25 protein-coding genes are annotated in these 24600 nt (G+C 56.7%); 22 read left to right on the plus strand and 3 right to left on the minus strand.

Features of this window, described 5'->3' with window-relative positions; all coding sequences use genetic code 11:
• The 15 genes from FJY67_05370 to FJY67_05440 all read left to right on the plus strand — a co-directional run.
• A partial coding sequence (locus FJY67_05370) for a CoB--CoM heterodisulfide reductase iron-sulfur subunit A family protein (protein MBM3328889.1) occupies positions 1–819 on the plus strand: 819 nt, incomplete at its 5' end.
• The gene (locus FJY67_05375) at positions 816–1292 is read left to right on the plus strand and encodes a hydrogenase iron-sulfur subunit (GenBank protein ID MBM3328890.1); all 477 of its coding nucleotides are present in this window, start codon (positions 816–818) and stop codon (positions 1290–1292) included. The genes FJY67_05370 and FJY67_05375, both read left to right, overlap by 4 nt.
• Complete coding sequence (locus tag FJY67_05380; GenBank protein ID MBM3328891.1) at positions 1258–2289, plus strand: oxidoreductase; 1032 nt, start codon at positions 1258–1260, stop codon at positions 2287–2289. The genes FJY67_05375 and FJY67_05380 overlap by 35 nt, the downstream gene beginning before the upstream one ends.
• Positions 2286–3767, plus strand: a complete 1482-nt coding sequence (locus tag FJY67_05385) for a Ni/Fe hydrogenase subunit alpha (protein MBM3328892.1) — start codon at positions 2286–2288, stop codon at positions 3765–3767. Before FJY67_05380 ends, FJY67_05385 begins: the two co-directional genes overlap by 4 nt.
• 16 nt (positions 3768–3783) lie before the next feature.
• Positions 3784–4539: a hypothetical protein gene (locus tag FJY67_05390; GenBank protein MBM3328893.1), complete on the plus strand. Its 756-nt coding sequence runs from the start codon at positions 3784–3786 to the stop codon at positions 4537–4539.
• A gap of 50 nt (positions 4540–4589) precedes the next feature.
• Positions 4590–5084: a hydrogenase maturation protease gene (locus FJY67_05395; GenBank protein ID MBM3328894.1), complete on the plus strand. Its 495-nt coding sequence runs from the start codon at positions 4590–4592 to the stop codon at positions 5082–5084.
• A 348-nt stretch (positions 5085–5432) separates the two neighbouring features.
• The gene (gene hypF / locus FJY67_05400) at positions 5433–7808 is read left to right on the plus strand and encodes a carbamoyltransferase HypF (protein MBM3328895.1); all 2376 of its coding nucleotides are present in this window, start codon (positions 5433–5435) and stop codon (positions 7806–7808) included.
• A 3-nt stretch (positions 7809–7811) separates the two neighbouring features.
• On the plus strand, positions 7812–8033 hold the full coding sequence (locus FJY67_05405) for a HypC/HybG/HupF family hydrogenase formation chaperone (GenBank protein ID MBM3328896.1): 222 nt from the start codon (positions 7812–7814) through the stop codon (positions 8031–8033).
• A gap of 32 nt (positions 8034–8065) precedes the next feature.
• Positions 8066–9127, plus strand: a complete 1062-nt coding sequence (gene hypD / locus FJY67_05410; GenBank protein ID MBM3328897.1) for a hydrogenase formation protein HypD — start codon at positions 8066–8068, stop codon at positions 9125–9127.
• On the plus strand, positions 9117–10127 hold the full coding sequence (hypE, locus tag FJY67_05415; GenBank protein MBM3328898.1) for a hydrogenase expression/formation protein HypE: 1011 nt from the start codon (positions 9117–9119) through the stop codon (positions 10125–10127). The genes hypD and hypE overlap by 11 nt, the downstream gene beginning before the upstream one ends.
• A gap of 45 nt (positions 10128–10172) precedes the next feature.
• Positions 10173–10556: a hydrogenase maturation nickel metallochaperone HypA gene (locus FJY67_05420; GenBank protein ID MBM3328899.1), complete on the plus strand. Its 384-nt coding sequence runs from the start codon at positions 10173–10175 to the stop codon at positions 10554–10556.
• 25 nt (positions 10557–10581) lie between these two features.
• Complete coding sequence (hypB, locus tag FJY67_05425; protein ID MBM3328900.1) at positions 10582–11247, plus strand: hydrogenase nickel incorporation protein HypB; 666 nt, start codon at positions 10582–10584, stop codon at positions 11245–11247.
• A 38-nt stretch (positions 11248–11285) separates the two neighbouring features.
• Positions 11286–11783, plus strand: coding sequence for a branched-chain amino acid ABC transporter permease (locus FJY67_05430; GenBank protein MBM3328901.1), 498 nt, complete (start codon positions 11286–11288; stop codon positions 11781–11783).
• Positions 11671–12768, plus strand: a complete 1098-nt coding sequence (locus FJY67_05435; protein ID MBM3328902.1) for a T9SS type A sorting domain-containing protein — start codon at positions 11671–11673, stop codon at positions 12766–12768. The genes FJY67_05430 and FJY67_05435 overlap by 113 nt, the downstream gene beginning before the upstream one ends.
• 1 nt (position 12769) lies before the next feature.
• Positions 12770–14524, plus strand: coding sequence for a T9SS type A sorting domain-containing protein (locus FJY67_05440; protein MBM3328903.1), 1755 nt, complete (start codon positions 12770–12772; stop codon positions 14522–14524).
• Between the two features lie 108 nt (positions 14525–14632).
• Here the strand turns inward: FJY67_05440 and FJY67_05445 are convergent, their stop codons facing one another.
• The 3 genes from FJY67_05445 to FJY67_05455 all read right to left on the minus strand — a co-directional run bounded on the left by FJY67_05445 (position 14633) and on the right by FJY67_05455 (position 16189).
• Complete coding sequence (locus FJY67_05445; protein ID MBM3328904.1) at positions 14633–14968, minus strand: hypothetical protein; 336 nt, start codon at positions 14966–14968, stop codon at positions 14633–14635.
• 566 nt (positions 14969–15534) lie between these two features.
• Complete coding sequence (locus FJY67_05450) at positions 15535–15909, minus strand: sigma-70 family RNA polymerase sigma factor (protein MBM3328905.1); 375 nt, start codon at positions 15907–15909, stop codon at positions 15535–15537.
• A gap of 91 nt (positions 15910–16000) precedes the next feature.
• Positions 16001–16189 (minus strand): hypothetical protein, encoded by a 189-nt coding sequence (locus FJY67_05455; protein ID MBM3328906.1) that lies wholly within the window; start codon positions 16187–16189, stop codon positions 16001–16003.
• Between the two features lie 502 nt (positions 16190–16691).
• Here FJY67_05455 and cas3 point away from each other — a divergent pair.
• Genes cas3 through cas2 form a run of 7 tightly spaced genes read left to right on the plus strand, consistent with a single transcriptional unit; the run spans position 16692 to position 24230 of the window.
• Complete coding sequence (gene cas3, locus FJY67_05460; GenBank protein ID MBM3328907.1) at positions 16692–18884, plus strand: CRISPR-associated helicase Cas3'; 2193 nt, start codon at positions 16692–16694, stop codon at positions 18882–18884.
• Positions 18885–18905: 21 nt separating this feature from the next.
• Complete coding sequence (cas5c, locus tag FJY67_05465) at positions 18906–19586, plus strand: type I-C CRISPR-associated protein Cas5 (protein ID MBM3328908.1); 681 nt, start codon at positions 18906–18908, stop codon at positions 19584–19586.
• Complete coding sequence (cas8c, locus tag FJY67_05470; protein ID MBM3328909.1) at positions 19583–21328, plus strand: type I-C CRISPR-associated protein Cas8c/Csd1; 1746 nt, start codon at positions 19583–19585, stop codon at positions 21326–21328. Before cas5c ends, cas8c begins: the two co-directional genes overlap by 4 nt.
• Before the next feature lie 3 nt (positions 21329–21331).
• On the plus strand, positions 21332–22243 hold the full coding sequence (gene cas7c, locus FJY67_05475) for a type I-C CRISPR-associated protein Cas7/Csd2 (protein ID MBM3328910.1): 912 nt from the start codon (positions 21332–21334) through the stop codon (positions 22241–22243).
• Between the two features lie 59 nt (positions 22244–22302).
• On the plus strand, positions 22303–22899 hold the full coding sequence (gene cas4 / locus FJY67_05480) for a CRISPR-associated protein Cas4 (GenBank protein MBM3328911.1): 597 nt from the start codon (positions 22303–22305) through the stop codon (positions 22897–22899).
• Entirely contained in the window at positions 22899–23930 is a 1032-nt protein-coding gene (cas1c, locus tag FJY67_05485; protein ID MBM3328912.1) for a type I-C CRISPR-associated endonuclease Cas1, read from the plus strand. Before cas4 ends, cas1c begins: the two co-directional genes overlap by 1 nt.
• Positions 23931–23939: 9 nt before the next feature.
• A complete protein-coding gene (gene cas2, locus FJY67_05490; protein ID MBM3328913.1) occupies positions 23940–24230 on the plus strand; it encodes a CRISPR-associated endonuclease Cas2 in 291 nt (96 codons plus the stop codon).
• The last annotated feature ends 370 nt before the right edge of the window (positions 24231–24600 follow it).

Raw genomic sequence — 24600 nt, forward strand, 5'->3', positions numbered from 1 at the left:
CGCTCCATCGCCATATTGCACTGCATCGGCAGCCGCGATGAAAACTACCACCGCTACTGCAGCCGCGTTTGCTGTATGTATGCCCTCAAGTTCGCCCACCTGGTGAAGGAGAAGACTAATGCCGAGGTCTATCAGCTCTACATCGACATGCGCGCCTTCGGCAAGGGTTACGAGGAGTTCTACCAGCGGCTGCTCGATGAAGGGGTGTATGTAATCCGCGGAAAGGGGGCGGCAATCGTCCCCGCTCCAGCGAAATACCGGGATGAGGGCGGGCTGGTCGTCTGTTGCGAAGACACCTTGATCAGCAAGTTCCGCGAGATACCGGTGGATATGGTAGTCCTCTGCACCGCACTGGAGGCGCGCAGGGACGCTCCGGAACTCGCCCGCAAGCTGAACATATCGGCGGGCGCCGACGGGTGGTTTATCGAGGCGCATCCCAAGCTGGCTCCGGTTTCCACTACCACGGAAGGCATCTACATCGCGGGTGTATGCCAGGGACCCAAGGACATCCCCGATACAGTGGCGCAGGGCAACGCCGCCGCGGGGCAGGTGATTAAGATACTCAACCAGGGCGAACTCTTCCTGGACGCCGCCTACGCAGTTGTGCGGGAGGAGTTCTGCAGCGGCTGCAAGATATGCAATGGGCTGTGCCCTTACAGCGCCGTCACCTTTGATGAAGCCAAGGGCGTCAGCGTGGTGAATTCAGCGCTGTGCAAAGCCTGCGGCACCTGCGCGGCGGCCTGCCCCAGCGGTGCCATCCTGGCGCGCCACTTCACCGACGAGCAAATCTACGCCCAAATCGAAGGGATACTCGCATGAGTTTCGAGCCCAAAATACTGAGCATATTGTGCAATTGGTGCAGCTACACCGGCGCTGACCTTGCCGGGACCGCCCGGATGAAATACCCTCCCAACGTGATCGGTGTGAGGGTGATGTGCAGCGGACGGGTGGATCCAGGCTTCGTGCTGGACGCGCTCCGACTGGGCGCGGATGGAGTGCTGGTCTGCGGATGCCATCCGGGCGACTGCCACTACGTGGAGGGCAACTACAAGTGTATGCGCCGCATCCCGCTGCTTAAGAACCTTTTGCAGGGGCTGGGAATTGATCCCAACCGCCTGAGACTGGAGTGGGTGTCTGCTTCGGAGGGAGGTCGCTTCCAGGAGGTGGTCACCGAATTCACCGAACAAATCCGCGCGCTGGGACCTTTCAAGCCGCAGGAATGGTCTTTCAATCCAGTTGAGACGGTCGCGCCTCACCATGAAAGGATCGCGGCAAAGGCGGTTCCGGCATGATTACTGCATCCAAGCGGGAGGACACGTGAGCAAACCCAAACTCGCGATATACTGGGCGGCGTCCTGCGGCGGCTGCGACATCGCCATTCTGGACATTGAAACCAAGATACTGGACGTCGCGGACTTCTTTGATTTGGCGCTCTGGCCTTGCGCCGCTGACTTTAAATATAAAGACGTCCGCGCGCTGCCCGACAAGTCCATCACCCTGACGCTGTTCAACGGCGCCATCCGCAGCAGTGAGAACTTTGAGATCGCCCAACTGTTGCGGGAGAAGTCGGTGGTGCTCTGCGCCTTCGGCAGTTGCGCTTCGGACGGCTGCATCCCGGGGTTGGCGAACTTGACCACCCGGCAGGACATCTGGGATTATGTCTACCTAAAATCCCCCTCAGTTGACAATCCGCAAGGCATCATGCCCCAAACGCTTTGTCAGGTTCCAGAAGGGGTGATCACCATCCCGGAGATGTGGAACACGGTCAGGCCGCTGACGCAGGTGGTGGACGTGGATTACATCATTCCGGGCTGCCCGCCGCAGTCCGACAAGATCGCCGAAGTGGTGGGGGCGGTGATAGACATACTTAAGAACGGCAAGCCTTTGCCGCCCAAGGGGACAGTGCTGGGCGCAGGCGAAAAGACCTGCTGCGACGAATGCCAACGATCCAAAGACGTTAAGAAGATCACCAAATTCATCCGACCGTTCGAGATCGTGCCCGACCCGAACCTATGTCTGATAGAGCAGGGCATCGTCTGCTGCGGTCCGGCAACGCGCTCCGGCTGTGGCGCCAAGTGCGTTTCCGCCGGGGTCCCCTGCCGCGGTTGCTACGGCAAGCCCGTCAACGTCCGCGACCAGGGCGCCAAGATGGTTTCGGCGCTGGCGAGCGTTATTGAATCCAAGGATCCAAAGGAAATTGAAAATATCATCGCGGCCATCCCCGACCCGGTGGGGACGTTTTACAGGTTCAGTCTGCCGGAATCCATGCTGAGGAGGGCGCAGGTATGAAGAGTATCGCCATAGATCCCATCACCCGGTTGGAGGGTCACGGCAAGATTCATCTTTTCGTGAACGACGACGGTTCCCTGGCGAACTGCTATTTCCAGATTCCCGAACTGCGTGGGTTTGAGAAGTTCTGCCAGGGGCGACCGGTGGAGGAGATGTGCCGTATCACCACTCGAATCTGCGGCGTTTGCCCCGACGCGCATCACATGGCGGCTGCCAAGGCGACCGACGCTGTCTATGGCGTGATCCCGCCACCTGCGGCGATCAAGCTGCGCCGACTGTTATACAACGGCTTCTACGCCGGCGATCACACAGTGCATTTTTACGCGCTGGCGGGTCCTGACTTTGTGTGCGGCCCCGACGCGCCCCCGGGTGAACGCAACATCCTCGGTGTAATCGCCAAGGTCGGCCTGGACGCAGGCAAGGCAGTCATCGCCCAACGCGCGCGGGGACAGCGGGTGATAGAGATCGTCGGCGGCAAAAAGATTCATCCCGTAACCGCCCTGCCCGGCGGAATGGCGAAACGCATCTCCAAAGAAGAACAGGAAGAGCTCGTCGAGATCGGCAAAAAGATGGTGGAGTTTGCCAAGTTCACCATCAAGGTATTCGACGACATCGTGCTGGCAAATAAAGCTTATGTGGAATTGATATTGTCCGATGTCTATGCCCACCAGACTTATAATATGGGCCTGGTAAACGACAGAAGCCAGGTGGACTTCTACGACGGGCGCGTCCGGGTGGTGGGCCCCGACGGCCGGGAGCATTGCAAGTATGAGCCCAAGGACTACCTGCAATTCGTCGCCGAGCACGTCGAACCGTTCACCTACCTGAAATATCCCTTTCTGAAAAAGATCGGCTGGAAGGGATTTGTGGACGGGGTGGATTCCGGCGTCTATAAAGCGACCCCGTTGGCGCGCCTGAACGCCTCGGAAGGGATGGCGACCCCACTGGCGCAGGCCGAATACGAACGCTTCTACGAGACCCTGACCGGCGATAAAAGCGGTCGAACGCCGGTCAATGCCACATTGGCGACCCACTGGGCTCGCATCATTGAACTCATGCAAGCCAGCGAGGCGACCCTGGAATTGGCTAAGGACGACGAAATCACTTCCGACAAGATCCACAACCCGCCCCAGGGAATCGTCGGCGAAGGCGTCGGCATTGTGGAAGCGCCGAGGGGCACGCTGACGCATCACTATAAGACCGACGAGCACGGCATTATCACCGAAGCCAACCTGATTGTGGGCACCACCAACAATTACGCTCCCATCACCATGTCCATCAAACGCGCGGCGGAGGGGCTTATTACAAAGGGTTCTGAAATCACCGACAGCGTCATCAACCGCATTGAAATGGCCTTCAGAGCCTACGATCCCTGCTTCGGCTGCGCAACGCACACCCTGGCAGGACAGATGCCGTTGGAGGTGATAGTCCACGACGCGGCGACCGGTGAAGTCGTGCAAAGCGCGTCCAGGAACTAACCGGGTAGTATATCCAATGAAGAACATTTCCATAATCGCTCTGTTTGGAGCGCTGGCATTGGTATCAACGCCTCAAACCAGCCATGCCTGCTTTGACACCTACCTGTTCATGCAGGGCAGGGGAATGGTCTATCCCCATCGGATGCTGGCTTTCGATGGCGCCGGCGAATACTCCATATACGATTTGCGCGGGGGCGAACCGGATCAGTTTGTGGGTAACCTGAACGTCTATTACGGAATCGCCGAACGGGTGTCAATTCAAGGCGTCCTGTCTTCGAGCGAAAAGGAGCGCACCCGCTTCGGATTCGACGAATGGGGCGCCCGAGCGGTCTATGGTGTGATTGGACAATACCGGGGCATCTACAACTTGGACTTCATTTTAGAGTGCCATACCGCTACCGACGGGAGTTCCAGCCAGCTTGAGTTTTCGACCCCGAATATCTGGCAGGTAAAGAAATATACCCTGGTCGCGCACCCGGTGGCTGCGTTCGGACGCGAGGCGAAGCTGTTGCTGCGCGGGCATGGCGGGGCGTTTTACCTGATGCCCGGCGGCGCACTGGTGGGTTTGGGTGCGGAATACGAGAGCGCCCAGAGCAGTTCCAGCCTGGGTAAAAGGCTGGTCAAGGGTGAATACGGCACAAGCCTCTTTGCAGGATTTCAAGCAAGCAGGTTTTTTTACCTGCAGAACGAGTTGATCAAAGGCTGGGGCGCCGGCGCCGACAGGGGCGATGTAGGATTTGCTGTGACCTTGAAAGCATTATTGCCGAACTAGTAAAACAGACATTCCTTACCGTCCAGTAATCTGAAAATTAACTCTACCCAGTGGAATTATCAAGTGTAAAAAACACCCTGATCCTCTGCCTGGGTAATGAGCTACTCGGCGACGATGGATTCGGCCCCGAGGTGGCGCGGCGATTATCCAGTGATGGCTTTCTGCCGGATGATATTGAAGTCATATTTGCGCCACTGGCGGGATTTGCGCTTTTGGATCTGCTTGCAGGCAGGCAGCGGGTGTTGATCGTGGACACCATCCACACCGGGCGCGCTCCGGTGGGAACTTTACATCGTTTTCCAGCGGCAGACCTGGCTGCCAGTTGGCATCTGACCACCAGCCACCAGATCAGCCTGTCCTCTGCCATCGAGTTGGGCAGGCGCATGGAGCTGGACTTTCCCAACGAGATCGAGGTAATCGCAGTTGAGGCGGAGGATTTGGAGCAATTCGGCGAGGTGCTTTCCGAGCCGGTGCAGGAAGCGGTGGAAGACACTGTCCGGCTTGTGGCGAAATGGATAATGCAGAATCTGAGGGGATGCGCATGAAAAACAAAAAAAGTTCACTACCGATGGCAATGGAGCCCAAACCCTGCCCGAAGTGCCACGGTCGCGGCTGGGTGGACAATCGCTGCCTCACGCCCGACCACGCTCACTACTGCCCACACTGCGCCGGCAAGGGATTTGACGCGGGCGGCAAGAATTGCTACGCCTGTCATGGCACGGGGCTGATCGAGGTTCGCCAAACAGATAAGAACCCCTGCCCGCAATGCTCAGGAGCCGGAGTCTACCCGGTTCCTCCCACGCTGACGGCATGGGACTTCGCTTTCAAGCCGGGAACCAAGGCCTGATCCCGAATGGTCGGGATTGGATGCGGCGCGGAATGCAGGATTTCTGATGGATTGTGGAACCGACATAGTGACGGCAGATCAAAAACTGTCCGTGGGAAGCATCGGTTTCGGCGCGGACATCCGACATGTGGCAATCCGCATCAGTGGCATCGTTCAGGGAGTGGGGTTCCGCCCTTTCATTTACAACCTAGCCAAGCGTTGCCGATTGACAGGCTCAGTATTGAACGACAACGGCGGCGTTCTTATTCACGCCCAGGGACCGGAAAGACAACTTCTCGCATTCCTGGGCTTGATCCGCGATGCCTCACCACCCGCAGCTCAACTTGACGCGGTCACCGTCTCCACTCTTCCCCCCGCAGGATATGCCGATTTCGAGATTCTGCCCAGCATTCGCCTTCAAGAGACTTCCACAGGGATTCCACCCGACATTGCGATTTGCCCCGATTGCCGCCGTGAGATGCACGATCCGCAGGATCGGAGATTTGCGCATCCCTTCATCAACTGCACCAACTGCGGTCCCAGGTTTACTATTACCAGTGGACTGCCTTATGACCGCCCCCTGACCACGATGAGCTCCTTTGTGATGTGCCCCGAGTGCGGCGCAGAATATGCGAATCCTTCAGACCGTCGTTTCCACGCCCAGCCAGTCGCATGCCCGAACTGTGGGCCAAAGTTGACCTTCCTGGAATTGAGCGCCAGCGGTTGGAATACCTGCGGGAATGGTGATGACGCCGTCGGCCTGGTGGTGAAGGCCCTCAGAGAGCGAAAGATCATCCTGTTGCAGGGAATCGGTGGCTTACACCTCGCCTGCGACTGCCGGGATGAGCCAACTGTGCAGAAGCTGCGCCTCCGCAAGAGGCGCTACGAGAAGCCTTTTGCTGTAATGTTCCCGGATCTGGATGCTGTTCATCGCTGGTGCGAAGTCTCAGCCGAAGAGGAAAAGCTGCTAACTTCACCCGCAGCTCCCATCATGTTGCTGAGTAAACGCGCCGAATGCCCGGCGGCTCCATCAGTTGCTCCGGACAATCCTCTAATCGGAGCGGTGCTCCCCTACTCCCCGCTTCATCTTATAATACTGGAACGGTTTGGCTCGCCCCTGGTGATGACCAGCGCCAACCTGGATGGAGAGCCGATGGCATACAAGCAGGACGATGCATTGGGACGCCTGCGCGCCACCGCCGACGCGGCGCTGGTTCACGACCGCGAGATACACATCTTCGCCGATGATTCAGTAGTGAGGCTGATCTCTTCAAAGCCGAGATTTATAAGGCGTGCACGCGGGTATGTTCCAGGACCGATCCGGGTGTCGGGCGGCTTCCGGCGGGATGTCCTCGCATTCGGCCCCCAGCATAAAAACACCATCTGCCTCGGCAGGGGGAATTCGGCAATACTCTCCCAACATATCGGCGACATGGACTCTGAGGGATCATGGGTAGCCCACCGGCGTGCGATGGATCACCTCATCAGGCTGTTCAACGCCCGGATAGAATTGTGTGCCTGCGACTTGCATCCGGACTACACCACCACCCGCCTGGCGGAAGACTGGTGCCGTAAAAATAACACACTGCTGATCAAGGTGCAGCACCATCACGCACATCTGGCGGCATGTCTGGTTGAGAATGGTGAAGCCGCACCGGCAATAGGTTTGTGCCTTGACGGGACAGGTTACGGGACAGATGGGACAATCTGGGGAGGCGAGGTTTTAGTGGGGAACGCCACGGGATACGAGCGCGTCGGTCATCTCCTGCCAATTCCGATGCCGGGCGGCGAGTTGGCGTCCAAACAGCCCTGGAGAATGGCTTCGGCGTGGCTCCATCATATCTTTGGCGAACGCTGGCTTGGTTTGCCGCTCCGGTTTGTCACGATGGTGCGGGAACAAGTGGGCAACAAGAACCTGGAAATGCTCTTAAATCCACACCTGCTTGAAGGCTATTGTCCCTTAACCACCAGTCTGGGTAGACTGTTCGACGCAGTTGCAGCCCTTCTCTTCTTCGGGACCCGCCACCAATACGAGGGGCAGGCTGCTGCACAATTGGAGTGGATGATCTCGCCGCAGCCTGAAAGGCCATATCCGGTAGATATTGAAGTCGGGAAGGAGAGAATGATTCTCTCCCCCTCCCCGATGTTTCAGGCACTTGTTGAAGATCTGCAGGCAGCCACATCCCCGGCGATCATCTCCCGCCGCTTCCACGAGTGGATCGTGGATGGCTTCGCCAGGATCTGCCGGATGACCCGTGAACGCTGCGGAGTGAATACCATCGCCTTGAGCGGCGGGTGCTTTCAGAATGCCTTCCTGTTGTCGGGCTTCCTTGAACGACTCAAGTCGGGAGGATTTCAGGTGTTGACCCACCGGGAGGTTCCTTCAAACGACGGTGGCGTTGCGCTCGGGCAGGCGGTAGTAGCCGATTCACAGGTGAGGTAGATTATGTGCCTGGCATTGCCGATGAAACTCCTGTCCCGTAGCGGCGATTGGGGTATTGGAGAGATTGGCGGAGTGCGTCGCCAGGTGATGCTCACACTGACTCCGGAAGCAAATGTCGGTCAATACGTCATTGTCCACACCGGATATGCGATTGAGATTCTCGACGAGGATGAAGCGGAGCGCACAATGGATTTGTTAGACAAGATTGGAGCGATGGAATCTTGAGCGCTGGTTCCGCATATCGCAATCCGCATTTGATGAGGAAGGTTGCGAATGAGATTAAAAGACTGCGTATTGACCGTCCCATCCGGTTGATGGAAGTCTGCGGCGGGCACACCGAAGCCATCTACCGCTTCGCCCTGCGTGATCTACTGCCTGACTGGATCGAGTTGACATCCGGTCCGGGGTGTCCGGTGTGTGTCACTCCCAATGGATTTATCGACCACGCGGTTGCGTTGGCGAGGTTGTCCGGGGTGACAATCGCCACTTTTGGCGACTTGGTCCGTGTGCCCGGATCGACTCAATCTCTGGCACAGATTAGAGCCAGGGGTGGGGATGTGCGCGTCTTCTACTCCCCGATGGACGCCCTTTATTGGACTCGGCAACATCCAGAAAGAACGGTGGTCTTTCTCGGCATAGGGTTTGAAACCACAGCCTGCACCATCGCCGCTGTGGTGCAGGAGTGTGCTCGCGACGGACCGGCCAACTTCCGCATGCTGTCAGCTCTGAAGACCATGCCGTGCGCTCTTGCAGCCCTGTTGTCCGCGCCTGATGTCCACATAGACGGCCTGATACTTCCGGGGCATGTAACTACCGTGACCGGGATGGCGGATTTTCAGTTTATCGCACACAGGTTCGCTGTCCCGTGCGTGGTCTCCGGCTTCGAACCGTTGGACTTGATGGAGACCATTCTGATGCTCTGCCGCCAGATTAACGAGGGGCGCGCCAAGGTAGAAAATCAATACCTCCGCGTGGTGCGCTCCGAGGGCAATTTGCACGCGCAGAAAGCCATCTCCCGGGTGTTCAAGTCCTGCGATATGGAGTGGCGCGGCTTCGGTTCCATATCGCTGAGCGGCCTCAGTCTCGCGGATGAATTTAGTTATCTGGATGCGACGCACATCCAGGTTGAAGTCGAGCCCATCCGCGAACATCCGGGGTGCAGATGCGGCGAGGTTCTGCGCGGTGTGTGCCGTCCAGACGATTGTGCCCTTTTCGCAACCGCCTGCACCCCTGAAGAACCCTGCGGAGCCTGTATGGTCTCGTCGGAAGGCGCCTGCGCCGCAGTTTACCACTTCGCCCCGGTAGCCGATGAACGATAAAATTGTCACTTTGGGACATGGCGCTGGCGGCGAAGCGATGCGCCGACTGATTCGTGACCTGTTCCTACGCTACTTCGACAGCCCCGAGCTCGCGAAATTAGCGGATGCGGCTCTGCTAACTTCCAATGGCAGCCGGATGGCGTTCACCACCGATTCCTATGTAGTCAAGCCGTTGGAGTTCCCCGGCGGAGATATAGGCAGGCTCTGCATCTGCGGCACGGTGAATGATCTCGCCGTCATGGGCGCCTGGCCGCAGTATCTCTCGATCGGCCTCATCATCGAGGAGGGACTTGATCTAAGGCTGCTGGAGCGGATCGTTGCCTCCGCAGCCGATACGGCAAATCTGGCAGGCGTGAAGATTGTGACTGGTGACACCAAGGTGGTCACCCGCGGCGAATGCGACGGCCTGTTTATCAATACGGCAGGAATTGGTGCCTGTCCCCTGGGCAGGGGATTGTCGGAACAGCCCATTGAACCCGGAGACGCCATCCTGGTGTCGGGAACTCTGGGCGACCATGGCGTCGCAATCCTGAACGCGCGAGCAAGCCTGGGGCTCGACGCCGCCGTGGTCAGCGACTGTGCGCCACTGAACGGGCTGATCGCGCACCTGCTGCATGGACCGCCCACCGTCAAATGGATGCGCGATCCCACCCGTGGAGGCGCTGCCTCAGTCCTTATTGAGCTGGTAGATTCCCAATCTTTTGGGGTGTTAATCCGTGAAGAAGACATTCCGGTAAAGGCGGAGGTGCTCGCTGTCTGCGAGATACTGGGCTTTGATCCCCTGCATCTGGCGAGCGAGGGCAAAGTTGTGATTGTGGCAAAGGGCGAAGATGCCCGCATGGCGCTCCAACTGCTAAAGCAACACCCTCTAGGCAGGGACGCGGCGATAATAGGCGAAGTCACTTCAGACGGAGCGGGGGCCGTCCGGCTACAGACCGCTTCGGGAGGAATGAGGAGACTGCTCCGACCCACCGGTGAACTCCTGCCGCGAATCTGCTGATCCATCTTGTAACTGGATTGTCTGCCCAAGACTGGATAAACGATCATGCATGAGCTGTTCATAGCCGAATCGGTTGTCGGCTCCGCCAAGAAGTCCCTGCCGCCGGGCGTAGAGCCGGAATCGGTGATAGAGATCCATGTTCAGGTGGGTCAACTCGATGCCGTCGTGCCTGAAAGTCTGCAGTTCATGTTTGACGCCGTCAAGGCTTCGCATGGGATGCCTGTAGCTGAACTTAAGATAGAGACCATGGCTGTTAGATGCAGATGTCCCGGATGTGACCTTGAGTTCGGCCTGGATCTGCCGGTGTTTGTCTGCCCGGAATGCGGCGACAGGCATGTAGAGTTATTAAGGGGACGGGGAATCTTCCTGAACGGAATACGGATCGATGACGGAAAAAGCATGGAAGAGCGTGAGTCAACACCCCTTTGAACTGTTTAATCAACCAGGAGTCAATATGGATATACCCATAATCCGCGACGTTCTCGAGGAGTCAAACGCCAGGGCGGAGGAGAATCGGGCGTTCTTCGACCGCAATAATGTCTTTGTGATAAACCTGATGGGTTCACCCGGTTCTGGTAAAACAACGATTCTGGAGCATACCATCCCCATCCTCAGGAGTCGCTCGCTCGCATCTGCTGTGATTGAAGGGGATATCACAACAACCCTTGACAGCGACCGCTTGAGTGCCCTGGATATTCCTATAGTCCAGGCTAATACCGAACCATTCGGCGGCGACTGCCACGTTGGCTCCCATCTCGTGCAGGCCGCGCTCTCGCACCTCAACCTGAAAAATATAGACATCCTGTTCATAGAGAACATCGGCAATCTTGTTTGCCCGGCGGAGTTTTATCTCGGAGAGGACCGCAAGGTAGTAGTGCTATCGCTCCCTGAAGGTGAAGACAAACCCTTGAAATACCCGCTGATGTTTCGCGAGTGTCAATTATGCCTGCTGAGTAAGGCAGATATTGAAAGACATCTCGATCTTGATAGGGAGAAACTTCTGTTCAATCTGGGGCAAATCAACGGCGCTCTCGATATCCTCACCATTTCGGCGAAAACCGGCGCCGGACTGACCGACTGGGTGGAATGGATCATAACCCAGAGACAAACTCAACGATAGGAAGATTATGCAGATGGTCGCATTCGTGGATGCGCTCCATCGCGCACGCCGCATTCTACGGCGTCGGCGCCTACACCGCCGCACTGATGGCGCTGAAGTTGGGCACGCCGCTCCTGCTGAACATAGTCTGCGCGGTCGCCTTCAGCAGCCTCTTGGGCATTCCGGTGGGGTTGCCATCGCTGCGGATTCGGGACGACTACTTCGTCATCGCGACGTTTGCATTCCAGGTCATCGCCTTCAGCGTCCTCAACAACTGGGTGTCGTTCACCCGCGGGCCTATGGGGCTGCCGGGCATCCCCCAGCCGGTGTTGGGACTGTTTGACTTCAGCACATCGTGGACAGTTTTAGGCAAGAATCTAAGGAGTGGTTTTGAGGAAATCGGAAACGATATTACCTTGTTAACAACACCACTCAGGAGAGGCTATGAAGCCCAGAAGCAAGACCAAGGTCGCTACATATCCAAGGTCGGCATCCAAGCCGGTAGCGGTGGCCTGCGACATCAAGCGCGTCGCGGGCAAGAAGTATTCTGCCGATGACAAGATCCGCATCATCCTCGAAGGTCTGCGCGGCGAAACCGCCATCGCTGAAATCTGCCGCCGCGAAGGTTTGGCAACCGGCCTCTACTACCGCTGGTCGAAAGACTTCCTTGAAGCCGGCAAGAAGCGCCTGCAGGGCGTCATTCTCGTAGATGATCTATTGATCGAACCGGAAATGATGGAGCCAAACCGTCTCGGCGACCTGCTGGCGAGCGCCCGCACGCCTGAAAACGCGTTCGAGGAGGGTCTGTTCGCTCTAAGGGAAGGCGATCTCGAAACGGCTCGCGACCGGATGCGTTACTGGATGACCAACGAACCCGGACATTCCAAAGCGCCGGCCGCGGCCCGCATTCTTCGCCGGGTTGAGTTTACTATCGGCTCAGATATGGGCGCGCTGCGGGATGAATACCTCGAACTCACCGCGTCCTGCGCTGAAGAACATCCCCAACTTTCTTGGACAGCACGCAAATCTGCGGTGAAATGTCTTAGATACGAGGGACTGCTCCAAGAGGCGGTTGCAGAGTATGACGCCTTGATTGATGATACCGAAGACGAGGTCGAGGCGCTCTTCCTCGACACCGACCGGCTGCTTGTCCAAATGGACATCGACGGGCACGAAGTTGACGCTTTGGGCAGTTTGGACGCTCGCATCGCTGCCAACATGGAGCGGGTCGAGGCGATTTATGCGGAAAGACTTGCGAAGGCGGAGAGCAATACCGCACCCAAACGGTTCGAATTACTCGCCGCCTATCCTAATCCCTTCAACTCATCCACAAGGTTCACCTTCTCGCTTCCAGAGGCGGGGCTGGTGAGATTAGGGATTTACGACGTTTCGGGGCGAGAAGTGCAGTCGGGAATACGGCATTTTGCCGCTGGAACCCATACCGTCGGCTGGAAGGCAGAGGGTCTTCCTGCAGGCGTCTATTTCCTGAAGGCCGAGGCAGCCAACACGGTCCACACGCAAAAACTGCTGCTGGTCAAGTAGTATGCTGCAGCGCCTAACATTTGTTGGGATGGCGCTTGTCGCCATCCCCATCGCCGGCTTTTGTCAGCCCGATACTCTGTGGACGCAACCCTTACGGGATCGGCAGAATAATCGTGTAGATTTTGGAGATATTACTCGCGTCATTCGCACATTCGACGGTAATCTTGCCTATGCCGGCTATGGCACCAATGAGCGTGGCGATGGACGATGGGACAGCGATTTCAAGGTTGCGATCTCGGATACTTTTGCAAGGCAGATATGGTATCGGCTGTTTCACGCCAACATCGATGGGCAAGATGGGGGGGATAGGCTTTATGCTATATGCCAACTACCGGACAGTGGATTTACGCTCGCGGGATCACGCTTAGGAATAGTGGCGTTGCGAATTGATAAGTTTGGAAACCTCGTCTGGATGAGGTATTTTCTTGAAAGGGATGGTTTCAATTCGCCAGGTCCGGGTGAGATGAATATAATTTTGGCAAATGATGGCAATTTCGTCTTTGTTTCTTACCGGTCGTTATACAAGATAACCTCAGAAGATGGAGGTCTCATCTGGCGGAGAAATTTTGAAGGTCGACTTACAAGGGCGCACCTCACTTCAGACGGCGGCTTCTTTCTTGCCGGATTTACAACCGATCGGAGCAATGTTTATGCTGCAAGAACCGATTCGGATGGCGAACTTATATGGCAGCAGATATATTTAGATGATAACCAAACGGCGGAGCAATCTTGGACTTCGATCCCTTCTTCAGCGGGGGGTTGGATCCTGGCCGGATCTTCTCGGTTCGGCGGAGGGGGAATTGATTATTATCCTTTTCTTATGCATATTGGTGAAGATAGGGAGCTACTCTGGTATAGGCTTTACGATGATATGCGTGCCAATGGTGTCAGGCAATTGCTGGAGACTCCCGATGGAGGATATGCTATCATCGGCTATTCTGGTTCGGCCCAATTCTGGCGCACTGACTACTTCGGTGAGCGGGTTTGGCGAACTTTCTACCGGCCTATTGGCGCCATAGGAAATGCAGTATTGCCAATGGAAGATGGTGGCTATTTACTTGGTATTTTCCATTTTAGAGAAGGGATTCCCTTTGGATTGATCCGCACTGCTCCCGATCCTTACAAACCGCCTTACGAACTGGATGCATTGACCGATGCGCTCGAATTCGGAGAGGTGCCGCTTGATACCGTCACTTCCCTCGAATGCCGCCTATACAACTATGGCAGAAGATATGTCGTCCTCGATTCGGCGTCGTTTGCGGTGGGGGACGATGGGCGAATTGGAATTCGCCTCTACGCGCACGACCTCGACTTCCCGGTGCGTATCAATCCGACCGACACACTTGCCTTTCGCCTCTTCTTCCGCCCATCCGATGAGCGCGACTACGCCGATACGTTGACGTTCTTCTACGCCGACAGTTCGCTTTCCATAACGATGTCCGGTCGCGGCGTACCTCTCGCCGTTCCCGACGACGGCGGGATCGGAATCCCGCCCTACGCGATGCACCTTTCCGCCTTCCCCAACCCGTTCAATACAACGCTCCAACTTCACTACACCCTCCCTCGTCCCGGTCATTGGGCCTTGCGGCTATACGATCTCCGCGGCGCCGAGGTGATGCTCCTAAAGGAAGGCTTCCTGCCTTTCGGCCCGCATCAACTTCACTTCAACGCCGGCGCGCTCCCCTCGGGGCAGTACATGCTCGCCCTTAACGGGGCTTCAGGCATCAGAACGCGGCGGGTGGTGCTCGTGAAGTAAGCGCATCCGTCACCTTCCGTCACCCTTCCGTCACCTTTCCGTCACACTGTATCTCCTTACCATAGCATCAGATACGCCACAAGCGTGACGATGTGACGATTTTTTTTGCTACACCCCCCCCCGCAACGCCAGGGCATAGCGCAGGATGCGGGGCGAAACGCTGCCTATGCCCGCCGACCCCGCCCATCGTTGCAGCAGCGCGTTGATCTGACGCGGGGTGATGTCGCGATACGAAGCCGTGCAGAAGAGCGCATCCCGCGGAATACCCTGCGGGCGGTTGGCAAGATATTTTCGCAAATAAAATCCCGTCGAATAGGACAATCGGCGCGACGGAATGGTGAATGCACGACGGAGCGATGCGAACGGGGCTTGCCGCCATATTTCCTGACGACCGCGTCGCTTTGGAGGAAGCGCAGGATATCCTCCTGTCGCAGCAGATCGCATTTTCGATTCTCCCCGAGGAATGCGACCCATATCAAGATATCCCGTCGGACAATTTCCAACGCTGATGGCGGCCTTCCCGCCACCTGCTGACCGGCCAGAAATCGCTCCGCCGCTTCGCCACTGATTCAGAAGAATCGGCTTGTAATGCGAAAACTGAAAGTCGAAAGGACTCTACCTGTAGACAGCAAGATCGCTTGGAGGGCAGGCGTCCCAGAAATGAACCACATCCACTTGATTGCTTGGACTTTGTTGAAAGGGAATGATGTTCCAACGGTCGATAGGACAGCGAAACTCCTTCGTTAAGTATCCGAGCGTTAGAACAGCAATTGCAAAGACAGCAGCATTTCGGAATGTGCCTATCCATTTCCTCCTCAATGGAACGCGGTAGTCCGGCTGGCCCCATGTCAGATCAAGGCACCTTATTGACTCTATATCGCTTTCAACTGCCTTCAGCCGTTCTCTGCAAGTCGCACATTCTTCCAAATGTATCCTGCAGGATTCCGTCTCGTTCGACTCGCTAAGTTCAAGACAATATCTTAGCAGTGCATCTTCGCTTGGATGTGAAATCATGCCATCTCCATTGCAAGTATATTCTTCCTTATCTTCTTGACAGCATAAAAAAGACGCGACTTCACCGTGCCTATGGGCAAATCCAAAGCCTCTGCAATTTCTTCCAATCTGAAGTTTCCATAGAAGCGCAGCGCGACCACCTCGCGGTGGAGAGCATCGAGATCTGATAGCGCCGAGACCAACGCCCGCTGCCACTCATCGCGGATGGCGAGGCTCAATGCGGACGGTTCTTCATTAGCGACCTCGACTTCTCCGATTCCACAATTCTTGACCGCCGTGAAGCCTCTTTCAGCGCGGAGCGCTAAGCGATGGTCATAAGACGCCGCTTCCATTACTGCTTGACGGTCGTATCGGCTCCGAATGCGGCCCAATATGCCCGATATTGAATCACGTATTCGTCGTGACGCCTGACCGGGACCAACGACTCGGCGTGTTGGACATACCACTCGTAGAGAGGCTGGATCATCTCCGGAGCAACGTGGAATGATGGGTGGCGGTGATGGTGCCGCCGGTGGAAGCGGCTACGGATTCGACGATCCGGGCTCTATCGACGCCGGCGGTTCGATTTCGACGCCGAAGCGTCCCTGTTGGATGGCGAACATAGGAATCCCGCTTAACCTCTTGTCGGATAACGACTTTGTTATGCGACAAAGGTGCGGTGCAGGTGGGGGCGAATGCAAGTCATTGGTGGAGAGGGTAAAGCGAAGCGGGAAGAAAGAAGGATGTGTTCCTACCGGTGCGACCGCTTGACAGGCGGCCAGATCATTCTCTACATTACTTATTCTTCGCCCAGCCCGAACAGTGGAGCCAATCACCAGCCTACTCAGCCTGCAGCGCAACCGGAGCTTCTTGTGCCGGAAGCAACGAGCGAATCAACCTCGAACACCGAAGGAGGACGCTGATAATTTGTAGGCGTCACAGGCGATTGAGCGGACTTCTGCCCTTGGTCAGACCAATCGGAAGGCGGGCCGTGGTTCAAGGCAGGCAGGCTCTGGCGCTTCCGCAAGGACGAGAAGGACGAATGGACAATGGGCGCAGTAAGTTCAGTGTGTGGCTCAAATCATCCTATGTGGCTCTTGCTGCAGTATGACGAATGGATCAGCCTATCGCACTCTTTCGCCTGGTTTCAAAAGGTATTTTATAATATTGCCAAATGTCGCCTCGCCTAATCGCGCACAGCAGTAACGACACCGGTGAAACTCATTCGCTGGCGGATCACCTTCGCGCGGTCGCAGATCGTGCTTCTTGTTACGCATTTAGCGAATCGATGCAAGGCGCGGCACATTGGGCTGGCATCTGGCACGATCTGGGCAAAGTCAAGATCGAATTCCAAGAGAAACTGCTCAACGAGTCGCGCAAATGTGTACCCCACAAATATGAAGGTGCGTTCTATGCCTATCAATCGGGATGGCATGATGTCGCTTTTGCTATAGCCGGTCATCATGGCGGGCTGCCGAGCAAGGCTGATTTGAATCCCGCAATGAGAATGAATGGACAGGATGCATCTCGCCTTGTCGATAGGCTACTCTCCGAGATCGACGTAAGATGCTTCACTCGCGGCGATCATTCGCACCTACCTTTGCATCCTACTACCGCCCTTGATCTTCATATAAGAATGCTCTTCTCATGTCTGATCGACGCCGACTTCCTCGATACCGAGCGGCACTTCGATGTTGAACGGAAGGGAGATATCCGCGCCGAAACAAACTACCCTGACATCTCCCAACTCAAGGAACGTTTCTTTCTCAATCACGCCGAATTTCTGACGACGAAGGCGAAGGAGTTTGGTCTTGAACCGAGTCTGTTCGACCTGAGGAATAAAGTGTTCGATGCGTCTTGCCGGGCAGGAGAGAGCGCATCTTCACAGTTCAGCCTGACGGTCCCGACCGGGGGAGGGAAGACTCGCGCCGCTCTTGTCTTCGCCTTGACCCATGCGGTCGCGCACAACAAGAAGCGCATTATCGTTGCCTTGCCTTTCACCAGTATCCTCGACCAGATGGCAGACGAATATCGAGAAATATTCGGCGTGGAAGCGTTTCTTGAGCACTACACCGGCGCTGGCAGTTATGTCGAGAGCGCCGAGGGAACTGAATCCATTGAGGAGACAAGACGTCGCCTTGCGGCTGAGAACTGGGATGCCCCGATTATTCTCACCACGACAGTTCAACTCTTCGACAGCCTCTTTGCCAATTCAACTTCTGCTTGCCGCAAACTACACAATATAGCTGGCAGCATCATTATCCTCGATGAGGTTCAGACGCTGCCGGTCGGATTCCTTGACCCGATTTGCGACGTCTTGAAACAGTTGACCGAGAGTTACGGTGTAACATTGCTGCTTTCGTCCGCCACTCAGCCGGCGCTCGACAGCATCAAGAGTGCTTATCGGCTTACACCGACACCAATCATAGATAAACCCGAAAGACTATATCAGAAACTCCGCCGGGTGCGCTATGAAGTCGAGATTTCCGAGCCGTGGTCGTGGGAGCGGGTCGCGGAAGAGATGATGGCAAACGAACAGGCGATGACCATCGTCAACACACGAGCCGATTCGCTCAAGTTGTTCGAATGCTTAAATGAGCGCGGCGGCAGCGCCCTCTACCTCTCAACCTACCTATGCGGTGCTCATCGTCGAAAAGTCATTGAAAAGATCAAGACCTTACTCAAGGAAGGACGTCCGTGCCGATTGGTCACCACCCAGATCGTCGAGGCAGGGGTTGACATAGACTTCCCGCTGGTGTTGAGGGCGGTAGGACCGCTCGACCGGATTGTTCAAGCGGCTGGGCGATGCAATCGCGAGGGTAGGCTGGGGGAACGAGGGGGACGGATGATCGTCTTCCAACCGGCCGAGGGTAGAATGCCGCGCGGAGTGTTCGAAACGGGAGCCGGTGCATTTGTGTCGATCTTTAGACGGAATGCCTTCGATCCTGACGACCCCAAGACTTTCCCCGACTACTTTTCGGAACTCTACATCCTGCAGGGTAGCAAAGGTCTCGATGCCAAGAAAATACAAGAACTTAGGGATCAAAGAGTTCTTAATTTTCCTGAGGTTGCCGCGAAATTCTCCATAATCGAAGACGACTGGAAAGAGTCGGTGGTTGTCGGATATGGCGACCAAAGTGCGGACGAACGAGTGAGGCAAGTGCAGGAGAAATCTGCCCGTGAACCGCGCCGCATCTTCAGTGCGCTGCAACCTTATACAGCCGAACTCTATCAGCATCAAGTTGAAAAGGCAAGAAGGAATGGATTGGTAGTGGAACTGGATGGCATCCTCTGTTGGATGGGGAAATACGACTCATTGGTCGGTATTGCGCGCATTGAACAAAATCCAGAAAGCCATATTTTATAACGTCAAATCAGGATAAGGAGAATGAACAACAACTTGCTTGAAGTCGTCATCAGGGGCGAATATGCCTGCTTCACTCGACCGGAAATGAAGGTGGAGCGGGTCAGTTATCCGGTGATGACGCCGTCGGCAGCGCGAGGAGCGCTGGAGGCGATATTTTGGAAGCCGGAGATCCATTGGCGAGTAGTCAGCATCGCTGTGCTGAACCCGATCCGGTGGTTCTCGATCAAACGAAATGAGGTGGCAGCGCGCGCTTCCGACAGGTCGTCTCCGATTGAAGTCGAAGACAAGCGGACGCAGCGGGCGACGCTCGGACTACGTGACGTCGGCTACCTGCTCCGCGCCGAAATGGTCTTGAATCCTCGTTCCGACAAGGATATCGCCGCCTATCGAGATCAATTCCGCCGACGGGTGATCCGGGGAGCAGCGTTCCATCGGCCCTATCTTGGCTGCCGGGAGTTTGCCGCCGAATTCCGCCTGCCGACCGGTGAGGAGCAGCCGATTACAGGCTTCGACGCCGACCAGGACCTCGGCCCAATGTTCTTCGACAACGATTACGACCCGAAGCCGGCCGGGTGGGGGGGCAATGCCTGCCCTGGAACCGGCACACCCCTCTTCTTTGAGGCTCGGCTCGAAGCCGGAGTCCTCAACATACCGCAGGAGTTATACGCCCAACTGCGCTGGGCTGGAAGGAGAGAACAATGATCCTGAAAAAACTCAAGGAGTTCGCGGGGAGGGTGGAGTTGGCGCAATCCGGCTATGCGCCGATGAGTATCGCCTGGGTGCTCGACTTGGATGCTAAGGGCAACCTTTTGAGCGTGATTCCGACAACCAATAAAGAGAACCCGCGCGGGATCGTGCGAATGACACCCAACCCCAACCTTACCGGCAAACGCGCCAACGCCATCAAGCCGGGTCTTTTTGCTGACACAGCAGAATATGTCCTGTCCAAAGTGAGCGACGCTCGCAAAGACAAAGAGGACCGCATTGCGGAGATGCATTGTGCGTTCAAAGAGGCGGTCGTGACCTGCGCGGCGTCGGTGGATCATTCATCAGTGCGAGGAGTGGCCAAGTTCTATGAGCGGGACGACAACCTCACCCACCCCGACCTTAAGCCGATCGAGGGCGGACACAACGTTACCTTCAAGGTCAACGGCGTCTTTCCGATTGAATTGGCCGCAGTGCGAGAGTATTGGATTGCCTCACAAGGGGCTGCAATGTTGGAACGCTCGGACAAGAGGGGAATATGTTCAGTCTGCGGTCAAGCAGATCGGTCGCTTCTCCTTAACATCCCGGTGCCATTGAAGCGAGTGCCTGGCGGCCAGCCTTCCGGTGTCGCCCTCGTCAGTTTCAACGATGACGCTTTTGAGTCATTCGGACTTCAGCGAGCCCAAAACGCACCCATCTGTTTGGATTGCGCCGAAACAACCCACAATGCTATCAACCACCTCATTTCCACCGCGCAGCACAACTTTCGCCTCGGAAGCAAAGCGGTCTTCCTATACTGGACGCGCGACGACGATCCGTTCGATTTGAACCGCCTCTTCGACCAACCGACAGAGGCGGACGTCGGCGTGCTGTTCGAGAGTGCTTATCGGGGTAGGGGCGGGCACTCCGTAACGATGCATGCCGATCAATTCTACTGCTTCGCCCTGACGGGATCGGGCGGGCGAGCAGTCGTCAAGAACTGGATCGAAGCCTCCCTGCCGTCGGTCAAGACGTCGCTGGCGCGCTACTTCAAAGCGCAGGAGATCACGGGAGGCCGAGAGCAACCTTGGCACAAACTGATCGCCCTCGCTGGCGGCACCGTCCGCGACCTCGACCAACTGGCGCCGTGGGTGACGCTCGCCCTCGTCGATCACGCATTGAAAGGCGACCCGCTGCCTCCAGCGCTGCTAACGACGGCAATCCGCCGCTGCGCGGTCGGCAAGAAATTCAACGACAGCCGCACCCACGTCAGCCATGCGCAAGCAGCGCTCATCAAACTCTGCCTCATATCGCTCAAGCAGCAAAACCATAAACACATCACGGAGGACTGGATGGTCAAACTCGACCCCCAACTCGACGAGCCGGCCTATCTCTACGGGCGGCTCTTCCACGAACTGGAGCGGATACAGGAGGAGGCGGCGAGCGGCGTGAACAGCGTCGAACGGACGTTCGGGACGGCCGTCTCGACGCCCGTGTCGGCGCTCCCCCGCCTCATTGCCCGCGCCCGGCAAGCACATCTTCCGAAATTGCACCGCGATAAGAAAGGTATGGCGGTCAATTTCGAGAAGCGCCTGGGTGAGATTCTGGGGCTGCTCAGTCCACAGCACGCCTTCAAGTCGCGCCTGACGGCCGAGGAGCAGGGGCTCTTCGTGCTCGGCTATTGGCATCAGAAGGCGAGCCATTTCCAGAAGAAGTCTGCGGACGAAACAACCGACACATCAAACCAAACGGAGGAATGATCTATGTCTGCACTGACCAACGACGCTGCCAAGCGTCACGACTTCATCCTGCTGTTCGACGTCTCCGACGGCAACCCGAACGGCGATCCCGACAACGACAACCTGCCCCGCACCGATCCCGAAACCGGTCAGGGCATTGTCACCGACGTCTGCCTCAAGCGAAAGGTGCGGGACTATGTGGCGACCAAACACAACAATGCCCCTTTCCGCATCTATGTTCAATCGAGAACATACCTGCAGGACTTTAAGAAAGAGGCATTCGATGCCCACGGTCTAACTAAAGGCGAGGGCGACAAAGGCGATAAACAGTCTCTTGCACAGTACTATATGTGCAAGAACTTCTTCGACATTCGCACCTTCGGAGCGGTTCTCGTGGGCAAGAAGGGTGAAGGGTACAACTGCGGTCAGGTTCGCGGGCCAATGCAGTTGACCTTCGCCCGCTCCATTGATCCGGTGTTCGCTCACGACATCTCCATAACGCGCATAGCGTTGGAGAATAGTGGTGAAAAACCACGCGAATCCGATGACGAGAAGGCGACGCATGGAACGATGGGCCGCAAAGCCCTCCTGCCTTACGGCCTCTACCGCGCCTACGGTTTCTTCAACCCGCTTCTGGCGAAGAAAGCCGGCTTCTCGAGCGACGACCTCGCGCTCTTCTGGGAGGCGGTCGAAAATATGTTCGAACTCGACCGCTCGGCCGCCCGGGGGTTGATGGGACTAAAAGGTCTGTTCGTCTTCAGTCACGACCGGCCGACTGGCAACGCGCCTGCGCACCGGCTCTTTGAGTCCGTCGCCATCAACCTGCACAAACCGGACAAACCGCCGCGCAGTTTCGGTGACTACGAAATGGCGGTTCCACCGGAAGGCGCGGTTGCCGGCTTCGAGGGAGTCTCCTTTACGCGATTGGTCGGGTGAAGTCGCAGTCAGAGGAGTGGGAGGACGACCTCGCCGGAAGGCCGGTCGTCCTCCTCTCGATGCTCGAGCACTACTCCTACTGTCCGCGCCAGTTCGCCTTGATATACATCGAGGGCGAGTGGGCCGAGAGCGTCGAAACCTTGAGAGGCACTGCCGGGCATGAGCGCGTTGATGAACCGACTTCGGGCATCGAGGACGGTGTCCGTTGGGAGCGGGCGCTGCCTGTCTGGTCTCGTCGCTACGGCTTGAGGGGTAAAGCCGATCTGGTCGAGTTCCCCGGGGGAGTTCCTTTTCCGGTTGAATACAAGCACGGCAGCCGCGGCGGAATGGCACATTTCGCGGTTCAAATATGCGCACAAGCAACCTGCTTAGAGGAGATGTTTGGAATCGCGATCCCGAGAGGTGCAATCTACTCCCTCAAGGCACACAAGCGGAAGGAGGTGGACATCGATGATCAACTGAAGCAGGCGACGCTCATCTTGATTGAAAAGGTGCGGGCGGCTTTGGTCGCTGGCATTACTCCGCCGCCAACGAACGACCGACGCTGCGACAAGTGCTCGCTGCTGGAGTTGTGCGCGCCTGATCTATTGGCGAGTGAGAATCGCGGGCGGATTCGAAGAGCGGCGGAGGATTGCTTTGCCGCAAAGGAGCCATAGTGGAAGTTGCACTTAACACCCTGTTCATCACGACTGAGCCGGCATATCTCAAACTCGATCATGACACGGTAGTGGTCGAGCGGGAAGAAGAGCCGACCAAAACGCTTCCGCTGCTGGCATTTTCGAGCATCGTCCTCTGTGGGCGGATAACGCTTTCATATGCCTTAATCGCCCGTTGCGCGGCTGACGGCCGGACGATCACGTTTCTCGACAGTAATGGGCGTTTTCGGGCGCGGGTGGAGGGTCCCGTTTCGGGAAATGTCCTGTTGCGGCAGGCGCAATATATCGCGCTGGGAAATGAAGCGAAGACGACCGCGCTGGCGAGGAACTTCGTAGCCGGCAAGATCGAGAATACGCGTCGGAACATAATGCGCGCGGCGCGTGAGAGCGGCGATGCGGCATCGGAGGAGGCATTGCGTGCAACTGGAAGCAGATTGAGGGTAAGCCTTGACCGCCTCAGGACGGCTTCGGATATCGCTGTGGTGCGTGGGATTGAGGGAGAGGCGGCGCATCTATGGTTTGGGGTCTTCAACCATATGCTGTTGGCGGATCGGGATTGCTTTTCGATTGCCGGCCGCAGTCGCCGACCTCCGCTCGATGCGTCGAACGCACTTCTATCGTTTCTTTATACGCTGATCGTGCACGATTGTCGTTCGGCTCTGGAGGGGGTTGGACTCGATCCGCAGGCCGGCTTTCTCCACACATTGCGGGCCGGCAGGGTTTCGTTGGCGCTCGATTTGGCGGAGGAGTTTAGGCCCATACTGGGGGATCGGCTGGCGTTGACGTTGATCAACCGAAAACAGGTAATGCCACGAGATTTCATTGTTCGGTCGGGTGGAGCGGTTCAGTTCACCGACGAGGCACGGAAGAGAGTGTTATTGTCCTATGTTGAGCGCAAGCGGGACGTTGTCGGGCATCCTGCTTCGGGTCGTAAGATCCCACTGGGGCTGGTGCCGCATCTTCAGGCGCGGTTGCTCGCGCGTTTCATTCGAGGGGAGTTGGAGGAGTATCCACCATTTGTCTTAGCGTAGAGTTTTCAAATGCTTTACCTCGTTTGCTACGACGTCAACACGGAGACGAAGGAGGGGCGTCGGCGATTGCGAAAGGTGGCACAGGCTTGTAAGAATTTCGGCCAGCGAGCGCAGAAGTCGGTCTTCGAGGTTGACTTGACTCCATCACAATACACGAGTCTCGTCATTGCGTTGTTGAAGATTATCAATGAAGAGGAGGATAGTCTGCGGATTTACCACATTGAGGAGCCGTTGGATCGGAATGTCGAGAGTTGGGGGTGTCAGTCGTTGATCGATATTAGCAAGGGAGTGGTGTTGTGACGAGATTGCGCGAACCTTCGGGTATCTTCCTCCGTGCTTGGGGTTCGCGTTGCCTGTCCAGCAAGGGTTTCTGCCCGTTTTTGCGAAATTCTGGCGGGGGCTTGGAAGTGGCTCGAACCGGGTTCGCGGAAACGAGTGAGAAACCTTTGACGGGCACTGAAGATAAATTGGGGGAGTTGCACCCGGTCGAAAGGCCGGGTGAGGATTGAAACTTCCAAGCTTCGCGATTTGCGGCGGACAGCATAGGTTGCACCCGGTCGAAAGGCCGGGTGAGGATTGAAACACGATTTGCGGCGGACAGCATAGCCCAGGCTAGTGGTTGCACCCGGTCGAAAGGCCGGGTGAGGATTGAAACTCGGCGGGCTTGGAC

This window comes from Calditrichota bacterium (assembly GCA_016867835.1).
Lineage (GTDB): Bacteria > Electryoneota > AABM5-125-24 > Hatepunaeales > Hatepunaeaceae > VGIQ01.